Genomic DNA, 13,428 nt, shown 5'->3' with positions numbered 1-13,428 from the left:
GCATCTAAATTGGAAACGCTTCCAGTTGACTTGCCAAAGCCTGCCCTCTATTCTAACGCCGACTGTATTAATCGGTTAATACAGGAAAATATCAGCAAAAAAATAACAATACTTGTTGATTAGAATAAGGAAAACAGTAATGAATAAGTACGGCAGTCATTTCGTTAAGTTGATTGGTCAAAGCTTAACATCCCTTGCTATTGTCTATTCTGGGGTTTCTTTTGCACAACAAAACAACACACTTGAAGCTTGTTATGTTGAAGGCCTTGCAGATCGCTTAATGTGTGGCTCTGTCAGTCAGCCATTGTCGAAAAAGTCACCTTCTGAGAATATCGATATCCATTTTGCTGTCATCCCTGCGATAAAGCAATTACACCCCAAAGAAGCAGTGCTCGCATTCGCTGGTGGTCCTGGACAGTCAGCCATCGAAGTTGCAGCAATTTTTGCTCGAAATTTAAAATACGCTCGAGAGAATCGAGATATTATTCTAGTAGATCAACGAGGGACAGGTAAGTCAAAACTATTGCAATGTGACACAGGTACAATTGAAGAGCAATTTACGTTTAACGATCAAGCTTTGTCATTCGTCGCATTCACAAAAGAAGAAACCAACGCATGTAAAGCACTGTTAGAAGTAGATCTGTCCCACTTTACTACTGTCGCTGCGGCCAGCGACTTTGAAGCAGTTAGATTGGCATTAGGCTATGAGAAATTACATTTATACGGCGCGTCTTATGGCACTCGTATTGCGCAAGAATATCTGCGTCAGTACCCAAGCTCTGTATTAAGTGCCACTTTAGATGGTGTCGTGCCTATGCAGCAGAGCCTTGTCGCGATAGGTGATGCCATAGATAGTGCACTTAACGAAGTGTTTTTAGATTGTATGGCGGATAAAGCCTGTTTAGAACAATACCCCACTTTGGCTGATGATTATCAAGCTTTGTTGTTGCAACTAAAAAATGAGCCAATAACGGTAGCAGTCAGGCACCCAAGAACACATAAAGAGATCACACTTGTGATCACTGAAAGCAAATTACGTGGTGCTGTTAGAATGGCGCTGTATGGTCATACATCTCGCTCTTTAATCCCGTTAGTCATTGATTCTGCAAAAAAAGGAAACTATCACCCTTTAGTTGGCCTACTCGGAAATGAACAGACCGTAGGCAGTATTGCTATGGGCATGCATAGTGCGATTACCTGTGGTGAGGATTGGCCTGTTTTAACGCAGTCTGACAGACAAAAATACGGCCAATCTTATTTCGGTAAGATGATGATTGAGTCACTTGATATGGTTTGTCCAATTTGGCAGGTAGAGCCTGTTGAGCACGATTTTTACAAACCAGTTAAGACCAATATTCCTATTTTGTTGTTATCCGGTGGGCTTGATCCAGCCACACCTCCCAGTTGGGCAGATCTTGCGATGGTGAGCTTCAGTAATGCGAAACACCTAGTTTCGCCTTCTGCGACACATGGTGTTGCGTCACAGACCTGCGCGAATAAAGTCATTGGGCAATTCATTAATACCATGGAGTTTTCTGAACTCACTACGGATTGTCTCGATAAAGATAATAGAAAACAGTATTTTATGAATATTAATGGACCCGTAGCTAACCACAGTAATGAGCATAAAAAATGATTGAAGTATTCGAATTAGAAAAGAAAATCGGCTCAGTACAAGCGCTGAACAAACTAAGCTTTCGTGCTGATGATGGGAAAATTACAGGTCTACTTGGACCAAATGGGGCAGGTAAAACAACGTGTCTTAGAACGGTATTTGGACTGCTCAAAGCCGATAGTGGTTATGCAAAAATAGATAACATTGATGTGTATACAGATCCTATGGCTGCAAAGCAGCAGCTTGGGCTGTTTCCTGACCCATGTGGATTATATGAGCGTCTGACGCCGAGGGAGTATGTACAGTTTTTTGCAGAGCTAAGTGGTCTGGGTAAACAAGCAGCAGCAGAAGCAACTCAAGGTGTACTTGAAAAGCTACAAATGACAGATATTGCAGATCGAAAGTGTAAGGGCTTTTCACAAGGTCAGCGGATGAAGACCGCACTAGCACAAGCCATTGTGCATCAGCCAACCAATATCATTTTGGATGAACCGACTCGTGGGCTAGATGTAATGAGCACGCGTATTTTAAGAGACCTACTTCTGATGCTCAAAGAGCAGGGGCATTGTGTATTGTTTTCCAGTCATGTTATGCAAGAGGTAGCAGCGCTGTGTGATCATGTTGTGGTCATGGCTGACGGTAAAGTGGTGGCCGAAGGTTCACCACAATCCCTATGTGAACAGACGCAAAAGGATACGCTAGAAGAAGCCTTTATAACATTGATAGGTTCAGATGAGGGACTCGCAGCATGATGAGGCTAGTACAGGTTTTATATAAAAAAGAGATGTTAGATGCGAGTCGCGATAAACGTTCGGTGATGGCGGGTTTATATTACGCGATTGGTGCCCCCATAGTGATGTGCTTGCTGTTTACAATTCTACTTAAACAGCTGAGTTCTCCTGAAGCACTTAAAATTAGCATTGAAAATGCAGAGGTCGCGCCAAATCTCGTTGCGTATTTAGATGGGCTCGATATTAGTCATGGTGATGATGACAGTGTTAAACCCATTAAACTCGTTATCGATGTAAAATACGCAGAAGACATGTCCGAAGGAAGAAGTGCACTGGTCACTATTATTGCAGACAAGTCTGATAATAAGTTGATTAAATCTGTGCGTAGGCTTGAGGGGGGTCTAGCAAGATACAATTCGGAAGTGGCTGGGCTTAGGTTAATAAGTCGTGGTATTGACCCGAGCATTATGCGCGCAGTTAATGTCCAAACTCAAGATCAAGCAACCCCTGATTCAAAAGGTGGAATGTTCCTAGGCATTGCAACGCTCTCAATTATTATCGCGTTATTTTACTCCGCAATGAATTTGGCTATTGATACCAGTGCTGGAGAAAGAGAGCGAAATTCATTGGCACTGCTACTCAGCCACCCTTTGAGTAGCACGCAGATCGTACTTGCAAAAGTCGCAGCGATTGCCAGCTATTCGATGATTGGTCTTGTGTTAGTGCTGATTGTGTCAAAATTTGCTTATGGCATGGTGCCATGGGAACAGCTAGGCTTTAGTATTAACCTAAACTTGATGTTTATTCTATTTTGCACACTCATTGGCCTGCCAATTGCCTTGATGTCAGCCAGTTTATTGGTGTTTGTATCGTTTATGGCTAAATCTTTCAAAGAGGCGCAATCTTATGTGGCGTTTGTTTTGTTCGTGCCGATTGGCTTAAGCATGATGACCACATATGACATTGCAACCGACTATGTGCAGTGGGCTCCTATTGCGGCTCAGCAATATGCAATGATTGAAGTAATTAAAGGGAATGAGTTGCCCTTGTTGCAAGTACTTTTATCATCGTTAAGTACGTTGGGGCTATTTGCGTTATTCACTATGTTAAGTAGCAAAATGCTTAAAAGTGAAAAGGTTGTTTTTGGACTTTAAGGCGACTTGGTTGGGCATACTTTATGCTCAACCAGTTTCTCCAATAGAACAAAACCGAAAGCTTGTGGCTTAACTAATTATAGTCTGTATTCCTTAATACAGTTTAAACTCATCTTAAACAGCGCAAACCACTCGATTTCTGCCTGACTTCTTAGCTTGATATAGAGCGACATCTAATTTGCTGTATATTTTGTCCAGGCTTTGTGGCGATGTTTTATAGTAATAAGTTGAAAAGCTCGCCGTAATATGAATTGTCTCTCCAGATTCTGCTTCAATGGGAAGTTTGCTGAGTTCCTCTCTGAATTTCTCAATGACATTTTCGTTATGAGAATGTACTAAATTGGGTAAGAATAGCATGAACTCTTCACCGCCAAAGCGAGACAAAAGGGCACTCTTGCCAAAAAAGTGTTTGGCAAGCATTGCGGTTTGTTTTAAGGCTGTATCTCCGGTTGGGTGACCGTATTCATCGTTAACTTGTTTGAAATGATCTAAGTCGAATAGCACCAAACAATGCTGTTTGCCTATCGCTGGGACGGCGGAGCGCGACACGACATGAAGAAAAGTACTTCGAGTTAGCGCGCCAGTTAAATTGTCATGTTGTGCCCGATATTTGTGCTTAGAGTACCCTCTTAAGCTGATGAATAGCAGTAACAATGAGAATAGGATGATGATGGCTTGAAACTGCTGGCGCTCTTCTAGCTGAGAAATTTGGGCGAGTTGCTTGTTATTATGTTTTTCCAAACGAATATTCTCTAGTTGCTGTGCTGTGACTTCAAGCTCAGATTCCAATGCCAACATTGCATGCATGGTCTTATGGGTATTAAACTGCTCTTTTTGCGCGACCAACTCACTTTGCAGTGTATAAGCTTGCTCATAGTTAGATTGCTGCGCGTACAGATCTGATAGTAACTCTAAGCTATGAATTAAGTGGGTTTTATCGCTTACATTACTGGATAGGTTGTAGGCCAAAGTTGCTTGGCTAATCGCATCGTCATATTGGCCAATAGCTCTCATATTTTCAGCCGCCTGCAAGCGAATATCTGTGATTAAATTAATGTTATTCGTTAAACTAATCTTAGATAATGCGCGTTCAAGTGCAATTGTAGCAAGATCGATTTTTTGTGTGTTGGTATACACCTTTGCTTTTTGCACAAGGGTATATGCTTGGCGATAAGGGTTGTCGAATTTGACGTAGTACTGATGGGCTTGATTGAGCCACTGCAATGCTGTTTCATAGTTTTGTGCCTTGTTAGCAACAATCCCCAGGTTTAACATCGTCAGTGCAACCTTAAACTCATTGTTTTGTGCTTTTCTCAAAGCTAATGATTTTTCTAGATATTTGGCTGCGTCGTTGTAATTACCAATTTCTAAATAAGTCAGGGCTAAATTATTATAATAGGGCGCTTTGTTACCTTCATAATTCGAGTTTGCAATGGCTTGCTTGTAAGTTTCAATTGCCTGAGCATGATCACCTAAAAAGTTAGCATTCAAAGCTTTCGCATTGTGTAAAGAGTTCAAACCCCAAAATGGTTTATCTAAAGCATTTGCGTTGCGCTCTACTTCTTTAATATGGTGATCGAGTTGTATGTAGTTAGCTAATGTAATCTTCGCGTTGATATAAAATAATTCAACGGTTGCTATTAATGCGGGATCGTCAGTTGTATAAGCACGCGTAATTGCCTGTTTAAAAGCGTGCATGGTTTGCTCATACTCGTTGTCATGTGCACTGTGCAATGCGTTAACAAGATTTTCTAGGATCTGGTCATATACATTCTTGTCATAGCTGATGAGCATACTCAAGGTGTGCTCTTTTTTTAATGCGAGTGCAGTTCTAACAAGTGTAGCACCAATATAGACTCGTTTTGCACTGGGGTCCGTAGACTTTATTTCCTCACTTAAGAACTCGAATGCAGACAGGGTATCTTGCGCGCGTAACATGTCATAGGTTTGTTGCCATGTGCTCTGTGTGCTGCTGAATACGGGGAAATTAATTACTAATGCGAGTGCAAATACAACAAATAAGCGCAAAGATTTAGCCTTTGAAATAAAATAATTGCAAATAGTAACATAATAGCTTGGTGCTTTTACAGCCAAAACCTTGTTATCATTTGTAACTATAATGCCGTAAACAATAAACGCCAGTTTACTGGCGTTTATTGTGAAGTGTTAGGCTAGGTCTTCCTGTGTATCTGTATGGTCGCGTTTATGATGCGCTGCGATTTCTGTGGCCAGCTCGTGTTTTGAGCGTTTCTCTGTAAACTTTCTTGTAGTTAACCAGTAGAAAAATAGTGGCACGAAGAATACCGCTAAGAAGGTAGCTGCCATCATACCACCCATTACACCGGTGCCAACGCTGTGCCTTGCGCCAGCCCCAGCACCAGAACTTAGAACGAGCGGCACTACGCCTAATATAAACGCTAGTGAGGTCATTATGATAGGGCGGAACCTCAATCTTGCAGCCTCAAGTGCAGCAGCACTGGCACTCCAGCCTTGTTGATGTTTCATCAGAGCGTATTCGACAATTAAAATGGCATTTTTACTAGCAAGTCCGAGTAGGGTAACAAGGCCAATTTGGAAATACACGTCATTGGTAAGACCAGCTATCCAAATTGAGACAAGTGCGCCAAAGGTGCCAAATGGCAGTGCTAATAAAACGGATATCGGTAAAGACCATCGCTCGTACAAAGCGGCAAGAATTAAAAACACCATGACAACGGCTAAACCAAGCGCAAGCCCAGTTGTGCCAGAACTTCGTTTTTCTTGGAATGCAGACGCAGTCCACTCAAACGTCATATCTGGCGGAAGCACTTCAGCTGCAATGCGCTCGATTTCAGCAATCGCCTGTCCTGAACTATAGCCTGGAGCCGCATTACCCATTAACTTGACTGCTGATAGGTTGTTATATCTGTGTAAGCTTTCAGGACCGCGAGAAAACTCTATGTCAGTAAACGCAGAGATGGGAACCATACCTCCTTGATTGTTCTTTACATAAATTCGGCCAACATCTTGTGGTGACATTCTAAACTGAGCCTCTGCAGACATGATAACCTGCCATGAGCGACCAAATTTATTGAAATCATTCACATAGTAATTACCCAGGTTTGCTGCAAGCGCATTAAATGCAGAGTTAATATTCACGCCCATAGCTCTGGCTTGCTCTCTGTCCATATGCACTTGGAGTTGAGGTGCATCTGGACGCCACAGAGTTTGTAGTCCACCTAAGACCGAGCTTTGCTGAGCTGCATTCATCATTAGCTGCATACCTTGCTTTAACTTTTCAGGGTCGGCACCTGTCTTGTTTTGCAAGTAAAACTCAAAACCACCAGTAGAGCCTAAACCAAAGATTGCGGGAGGATTAAAAGCGAGGACTAGCGCTTCTTTGATGTGCGCTGTTTTCATAAATAGCTCACCCACAAGTGCCTTTGAGTCAACTTCACGTTCATCCCAATGCTTTTGTGTGATGAATAAGGTCGCAGCATTATTTTTATAGCCACCCCCTAGAAAGTCAAAACCGGTGAAAGCAACAACATTCTCGTTTGCAGGGTTTGACTGTGCAGCTTCAATAACTTGTTTTGTCACCTCTGTTGTGCGCTCAAGAGACGTTCCATCAGGTAAGAAAACAGCGCTGATGTAAAACCCTTGATCTTCATCTGGCACGAGTGAGCCTGGCGTTTTTTGCCACATAAAGATGGTTGTACCAACCATCGCTGACATGAGTACAAAACCCAGTGCGCCGCGACGGATCATAAAGCTCACTGAACCGACATACTTACCCGTAATGCGGGTAAACCAGTCGTTAAACCACAAGAAAAATCGTGCGGTTTGTTTATCTTCATGTTTTAAAATCAAAACACATAGGGCAGGCGTCATCGTTAACGCAACTACACCTGATAAACTGACTGAGATTGAGATGGTAATGGCAAACTGGCGGAAGAGTTCACCAGTTAATCCGCCTAAAAAGGCGATAGGAATAAACACCGAACATAATACGAGTACAATTGCGACCACAGGGCCACTGACTTCTTCCATCGCTTTGTAAGCAGCTTCTCGGGCACTGACATGTTGTTCATGCATGATACGTTCAACGTTTTCCAAGACAACGATGGCGTCGTCAACGACAATACCAATTGAAAGTACCATACCAAATAGGGTCAAGGTATTAATTGAATAACCCAGCATGTATAGACCTGCAAAAGTCCCAAGTAAAGATACAGGTACAGCGAGCGTTGGAATTAAAGTCGCACGCCAGTTTTGTAAAAACAGGTATACTACTAAGAAAACCAGCACCATGGCTTCACCAAGTGTGATTAAGACTTCGCGAATAGACACTTCTACAAAGCGAGTTGTATCGTAAGAATTGATATGAGCAAGGCCTTGTGGAAATTGCGCTTTTAGTTTTTCAATTTCAGCTTCAACTTCTTTGGCCACGTCTAACGCATTGGCGCCAGGTTGTAAGAAGATACCCAGTAACACAGCATCTTTGCCATTGATTGTCCCGTTGAAGTTATAATCTTTCGAACCGAGTTCAACACGTGCAATGTCTTTGAGTCTTAAAGTTGAGCCATCTGCATTCGCACGAATGATGATATTGTCAAACTCCTCAGGTGTAGAGAGTCGACCTTGAGCAGTGACACTGTAAACCAATTCTTGTGCGCTTGTTGATGTGGGTGTAGCGCCAATGCTACCCGCTGCATATTGTGAATTTTGCTCACGGATCGCGCTGGTGACTTCTTCAACTGTGACTTTCAATTGGCTCATGATGTCCGGTCTAAGCCATATACGCATCGCGTAGTCACGTGCGCCGAATATCTGTACATTGGTGGTGCCAGGAATACGTTTAATGTTATCCAGTATATTCATGGTGACATAATTCGACGTCCATAAACTTGAACGACTGTTATCAGGCGAATAAAAAGCGTGAACTTGCAAGAAACTGGATGAACCTTTAGCAACAACGACACCCTGACGCCTAGTCTCTTCGGGTAATCGAGCTTCAACTTGCTTAATTCTGTTATTGACATCGACAGCTGCTTGGTCAACGTCTGTCCCAATCTCAAAAGTTACTGTGATGGTCGTTGCGCCTGCGCTACTGCTGATTGACTCCATATACATCATGCCTTCAACACCGGTGATGGCATTTTCTATGGGAGCAGCAACAGTTTGCTCTAGTACATCGGCTGATGCACCAGGGTATACTGCGGTAACTTGCACTTGAGGTGGTGATATTTCAGGGTACTGTGCTACGGGTAAAGTTCGCATTGCGGCAAGGCCTGCCAGCACGATCACAATTGAGATCACAAAGGCAAAAATAGGCCTATCAATAAAGTATTTAGAAAACATAGGGCTTATTCTCCTTGAGCCGCTACGTTAACGGGCATGCCGGGGAAAAAAATACGTGCCATGCCTTCAACAATGACGGGTTGATTTGGTTGAAGCCCGGAGCGAATTACCCACATATTTTGACCATTTAATTGTACCCACTCACCGACTTCAACTGGAGCAGGTAAGGCAACCTTCATACCTTGCTCATTCTCAGCAGCAATATAAACGAATTTACCAGTACCGTTATCTAACACGGCGCGTTGAGGTACAACGATGGCGTTGTTTCTAACGGCACCACTGAGCTGCACACGTACAAATTGGCCCGGTCTTAATTCACCTTTTGGATTGGCGATACGCGCTTGCAATTCAGAGGTACCCGTAAAACGGTTGACTCGAACATCTGAGAAATTCACTTTGCCTTGTTCTGAGTATGTTGAGCCATCTTGTAAAATGACAGTGGCGTCAAACTCGTTATTGTTTGGTAGGGTTAATTTACCAAGCTCTACATCTTTTCGCATAGCGAGCTGCTCACGCTCAGAAAATCCGAAGCGAGCTCTCATGAAGCTAGTGTCAGTGAGTTCAGTTAACAGTACCGTTGGGCCAGAGATGTAACTGCCTTGAGATTCTTTTTCACGACCGATAATGCCTGACACTGGCGCTTTTACTTGTGCGTATTCAAGGTCAAGCTGGGCTTCGTTTAAAGCAACTTTTGCAGACTCTAAATTAGCAAGCGAAATATCATAAGCTGAAACGGCATTATCGAAATCGCGTTTAGAGACTGAACGCTCATCTTTAAGTTTTTCTAATCTATCTCTTTCGCGCTTCGCTTGTGCCACGTTAGCTTCTGCGGCATGGAGATCAGCTTGCGCTTTTTCAAGCTCGAGTTCGAATGGTTTTAATTCGATGGTGAACAGGGAATGTCCAGCGTTTACGTATTGTCCCTCATCAAAGTTTCTGGATTCAATCAGCCCTGATACTCGAGCACGTATTTCAACTTCTTTGTCGCCAAGAAGTGTCGCTGGTAGTTCAATCTTAAACGGTACGCTTTGTGTTGAAACATGAGTCACACTGACTTGAGCAGGCTGCATACCGAATCCTGCTTGTTGTTGTGGAGCTTCTGAGCAAGCACTTAACATGCCTGCTGTGAAAAGTGCTAAAGAAAGGTGTTTAACTTTGCTTTTGAATGATGCTGGATACATGAACACTCCAAATCCTATTAACTATCGTGCTTCCAAACTGTCGCTGGTATTGCTCATCACAGTTTAGCTTACTACCTTGTATAAATTATTCCACATAGGGTATTAGTGGGCAGATTGTCCTTTTGATACCTTCCTCACACCAAAGTAAAGGTTATAAACTCGACAACTATACAAGTAAACGCTAGTGTATACTTGTTTAATGTAAAGGTAAACGATGTCGTGTACTTTTTATTTTATAGATAAACGCAACCGTATACTTTTTATTGTCCCGATAATTGGTTAAACTGGTGTTAATTGTTAAAAGTGAGAGAAATAAATGACACAATTGTCAGCCAAACAGCAAGCAATCGTTAGTGCCGCGATAGAACAATTTGCGCTAAATGGGTTGCAGGCCACAACAATGGAGGCAATTTGCCAAAAGGCTGAAGTATCAAAAAGGACTTTATATAAGCACTACCCGAATAAAGAAGCGCTATTTGATGCTGTTGTTATTTTGCTTATTGAAAGAATAGAACCATTAACTGCAATCCAGTTTATTCCAAACTATGACTTTGAAGTGCAATTAAAACACTTAGCGATTAGTGTTGTAAGTTTGCTGTGCGACCCTGACTATATCCGGTTATCCCGTATTGTGATGATTGAGTCAATGCGAAGTGAGACACAAGCACATCGATTAAATGAAAAGTTCAGTCACTGTGAGCAGTCAATGGTAGTGTGGTTTGAAGAAGCATCGAGTGCAGGCTGCCTAGGCGATCATGATGCCCACTTTGCAGCAGCCTTTTTTTGGGGTGGGTTAAAAAGACTCACATTTTGGGAGATGGCCATTAGGTGGCAGCCCCCCGTAGATGATCAGCAACTTGAAGCATTCATTGAACAAGCCTGTAAATTGTTTTGTCGTGGTGTTAGTCCACGCCAATAAACCCGCCTGTTTGATGTGCCCAGAGTTTGGCGTATATGCCATTTTGATCCAGTAACTCTGTATGTGTGCCTTGCTCTACAATGGCGCCTTTTTCTAGAACGATCAATCGGTCCATTTGTGCAATAGTCGAGAGTCTATGGGCTATCGCAATGACCGTTTTATCTTGCATTAGCTCATCTAAACTGGCTTGTATCGCTTGCTCTGACTCAGAGTCGAGGGCCGATGTCGCTTCATCGAGCACCAAAATAGGCGCGTCTTTGAGCAACACGCGAGCAATGGCAATGCGCTGCCTCTGGCCTCCGGAGAGTTTGACTCCTCGCTCACCAACTTGTGCATCCAGTCCTTGATTACCCTGGCTGTCTTCCAGATCCCATATAAATGCGCTGGCTTGTGCTTTGTTGAGTGCTTCTAACAGCTCTTCTTCAGTTGCTTCAGGCCTGCCATACAGTACATTATCTCGGATACTGCGGTGTAACAATGCGGTATCTTGAGTGACCATCGCAATCTGCTTTCTTAGGCTTTCTTGGGTTACGCGACTGATATTTTGGTTGTCTATTGAAATATTGCCTTGTTGAATATCGTAAAATCTGAGCAGGAGATTCACAAGCGTTGACTTACCTGAGCCGGATCGTCCTACAATACCGATTTTCTCTCCGTTCTTTATCTCTAGAGATAATCTATCAAACACTGGGGTCGATAAATTTTTATCCATGCGCTTGTAGGCAAAAGTGACATCTTTAAAGTTGATCCGACCACTGGTTACGATGAGGTCGTTTGCATTGGTTATGTCGGCGACCTCGATGGATTTTGAGAGTGTATTCATACCATCTACGACGGTCCCAATATTTTCAAACAAGCTGCTAATTTCCCACATAATCCATTGGGACATGCCATTTAATCTTAACGAAAGGCTAATAGCGATGGCAATTTCTCCGGCTGAAATCACGTTCTTTGACCAAAGGTATAGGGATAGGCCGGCAATGGAGAAAACCAAAAGGTAATTTAAGACTTGAATACTGACATTTAGGCTCGTGACTAACCGCATTTGTCTATAAACGGGTTGCATAAACACATCCATGCTGCTTTTGGCATATTCTTCTTCTCGTTTGGTGTAAGAGAAAAGTTTCACTGTAGAGATATTGGTATAGCTGTCTACGATGCGTCCTGTCATTTCAGATCGAGCATCGGCTTGCTCTGAAGAAACCTGTTTAAGCCTTGGCAAAAAATAGACTTGCACGCAGATGTAAAAGAATAACCAAATAAATAGCGGAATGAGTAAGCGTATATCACTGCTCCCAATAAGCACCAATGTGGCACTAAAATAGACGACGATATAGACCAATACATCAAGCAGCTTCATGACCGCTTCTCTGATTGCTAAGGAGGTTTGCATTAATTTGGTTGAAATTCTGCCAGCATAGTCATCTTGATAAAATGACATACTTTGTTTGAGCAAGTATTTATGCGCTAGCCAGCGAATTGACATGGGGTAATTCCCGAGCAAACTTTGATGTAAAAATGCGCTATGTACAAAAACTAATATTGGAATTGCTATTACGGTTATTGCAGCCATAGTCATTAAAGTCTGGCTTTTGCTGCTAAAAAGCTGCTCTGGGCTCATGGTTTGCATCCAATCAACCATGGTACCCATAAAACTGAATAAGATGACTTCTAGAGTTGCAAGTGAAGCGGCGCATATTGACATAATGATCAGTGGGTATTCCATGCCACGGCTGTAATGTCGACAAAAAGCATAAAGGGAATTAGGAGGTTGGTTTGCATCTCTAGTGGGAAAAGCATCAGTGAGTTTCTCAAACAACTTATACATTAATACATCCTTTTTTATTCCAACTTGCGCGAATAATTTAGCGCTATTTTTCGAGGTTAGCAGAAAATGAAAGGTATAAGTATGCGTTTATGCGATTAGTATTGATGAGGGTGAAATGACGAAAAGGAGGAACTGTGAAAGGTGAGTAGTGACACTCACCTTGAAATACGTGTATTGACGATGCAGTTTAAGCTTGCTCGTCCTCTATATCATGTCCATATGTTTTACGCATGATCAGTACGTAAGCATTAGTGAACGCTTGTTCTTGGTATTTTCTTAAACCAGTGTCAGCATAATCAACAGGAACTGGATTGCGCTTTAATTGCTCTTTCACTTCAGTTGCGTTGAGTAAGTGCACCTCGGTGTTTGGAATAAGCTGAAAAGCCGCTTCCATTTTAAACCCAGCAGCACTTCCAGCAAACTTTCCCTTGTGTGCTCTTTGACGAATAGCGATGGTGTCGATTTGATAATCTTCTACCAGTTTTGATACATCAAAGTGAAATTTGCGCATTGCTTCTTGGTCTTGGCCGATGTTTGCCAATGTGAAGCGAGTTTGTCGAATATCCCTAATGTCGAATACGTCGTTCTCTTTTGATAGAAGACAAAGCATCGCTTCGCTACCAGTAATTTCAACACCTAATGTTCTCATTATATTTTCCA

The 13,428-nt window shown here is 42.5% G+C and carries 9 protein-coding genes; 4 read left to right on the top strand and 5 right to left on the bottom strand.

Annotated features, from left to right (window positions below):
* The first annotated feature begins 139 nt into the window (after positions 1-139).
* The 3 genes from N473_RS14430 to N473_RS14420 are packed head-to-tail and all read left to right on the top strand — an operon-like array spanning position 140 to position 3,500.
* Positions 140-1,636, top strand: a complete 1,497-nt coding sequence (locus N473_RS14430) for an alpha/beta hydrolase (protein WP_063368521.1) — start codon at positions 140-142, stop codon at positions 1,634-1,636.
* Complete coding sequence (locus N473_RS14425; protein WP_063368520.1) at positions 1,633-2,367, top strand: ATP-binding cassette domain-containing protein; 735 nt, start codon at positions 1,633-1,635, stop codon at positions 2,365-2,367. The genes N473_RS14430 and N473_RS14425 overlap by 4 nt, the downstream gene beginning before the upstream one ends.
* Positions 2,364-3,500, top strand: coding sequence for an ABC transporter permease (locus N473_RS14420; RefSeq protein ID WP_081221194.1), 1,137 nt, complete (start codon positions 2,364-2,366; stop codon positions 3,498-3,500). The genes N473_RS14425 and N473_RS14420 overlap by 4 nt, the downstream gene beginning before the upstream one ends.
* Positions 3,501-3,614: 114 nt before the next feature.
* Here the strand turns inward: N473_RS14420 and N473_RS14415 are convergent, their stop codons facing one another.
* The 3 genes from N473_RS14415 to N473_RS14405 all read right to left on the bottom strand — a co-directional run bounded on the left by N473_RS14415 (position 3,615) and on the right by N473_RS14405 (position 10,021).
* Positions 3,615-5,528 carry a diguanylate cyclase gene (locus tag N473_RS14415; protein ID WP_155735618.1) on the bottom strand — a complete coding sequence of 638 codons (1,914 nt, stop codon included), beginning with the start codon at positions 5,526-5,528 and terminating at the stop codon, positions 3,615-3,617.
* A 138-nt stretch (positions 5,529-5,666) separates the two neighbouring features.
* A complete protein-coding gene (locus tag N473_RS14410) occupies positions 5,667-8,840 on the bottom strand; it encodes an efflux RND transporter permease subunit (protein WP_063368518.1) in 3,174 nt (1,057 codons plus the stop codon).
* Positions 8,841-8,845: 5 nt separating this feature from the next.
* A complete protein-coding gene (locus tag N473_RS14405) occupies positions 8,846-10,021 on the bottom strand; it encodes an efflux RND transporter periplasmic adaptor subunit (protein ID WP_063368517.1) in 1,176 nt (391 codons plus the stop codon).
* A gap of 316 nt (positions 10,022-10,337) precedes the next feature.
* Here N473_RS14405 and N473_RS14400 point away from each other — a divergent pair, with 316 nt between their 5' ends.
* Complete coding sequence (locus tag N473_RS14400) at positions 10,338-10,940, top strand: TetR/AcrR family transcriptional regulator (protein WP_063368516.1); 603 nt, start codon at positions 10,338-10,340, stop codon at positions 10,938-10,940.
* Here N473_RS14400 and N473_RS14395 read toward each other — a convergent pair.
* Together N473_RS14395 and N473_RS14390 are read right to left on the bottom strand one after the other, a co-directional pair.
* The gene (locus tag N473_RS14395; protein WP_063368515.1) at positions 10,924-12,768 is read right to left on the bottom strand and encodes an ABC transporter ATP-binding protein; all 1,845 of its coding nucleotides are present in this window, start codon (positions 12,766-12,768) and stop codon (positions 10,924-10,926) included. The two genes, N473_RS14400 and N473_RS14395, sit on opposite strands and share 17 nt — an antisense overlap.
* A 187-nt stretch (positions 12,769-12,955) precedes the next feature.
* Positions 12,956-13,417 (bottom strand): DUF3010 family protein, encoded by a 462-nt coding sequence (locus N473_RS14390; protein ID WP_039609950.1) that lies wholly within the window; start codon positions 13,415-13,417, stop codon positions 12,956-12,958.
* Positions 13,418-13,428 lie beyond the last annotated feature (11 nt).

The sequence above is a fragment of the Pseudoalteromonas luteoviolacea CPMOR-1 genome, assembly GCF_001625685.1.
Classification (GTDB): domain Bacteria; phylum Pseudomonadota; class Gammaproteobacteria; order Enterobacterales; family Alteromonadaceae; genus Pseudoalteromonas; species Pseudoalteromonas luteoviolacea_K.
Note: the sequence above shows the minus strand (reverse complement) of the source record. Positions and strands in the feature narration are given on the sequence as shown.

Bases quoted from the DNA above. Each gene is read 5' to 3' on its own strand.
- N473_RS14430 (WP_063368521.1), top strand. From the start codon at position 140: ATGAATAAGTACGGCAGTCATTTCGTTAAGTTGATTGGTCAAAGCTTA.
- N473_RS14425 (WP_063368520.1), top strand. From the start codon at position 1,633: ATGATTGAAGTATTCGAATTAGAAAAGAAAATCGGCTCAGTACAAGCG.
- N473_RS14420 (WP_081221194.1), top strand. From the start codon at position 2,364: ATGATGAGGCTAGTACAGGTTTTATATAAAAAAGAGATGTTAGATGCG.
- N473_RS14410 (WP_063368518.1), bottom strand. From the start codon at position 8,840: ATGTTTTCTAAATACTTTATTGATAGGCCTATTTTTGCCTTTGTGATC.
- N473_RS14405 (WP_063368517.1), bottom strand. From the start codon at position 10,021: ATGTATCCAGCATCATTCAAAAGCAAAGTTAAACACCTTTCTTTAGCA.
- N473_RS14400 (WP_063368516.1), top strand. From the start codon at position 10,338: ATGACACAATTGTCAGCCAAACAGCAAGCAATCGTTAGTGCCGCGATA.
- N473_RS14395 (WP_063368515.1), bottom strand. From the start codon at position 12,768: ATGTATAAGTTGTTTGAGAAACTCACTGATGCTTTTCCCACTAGAGAT.
- N473_RS14390 (WP_039609950.1), bottom strand. From the start codon at position 13,417: ATGAGAACATTAGGTGTTGAAATTACTGGTAGCGAAGCGATGCTTTGT.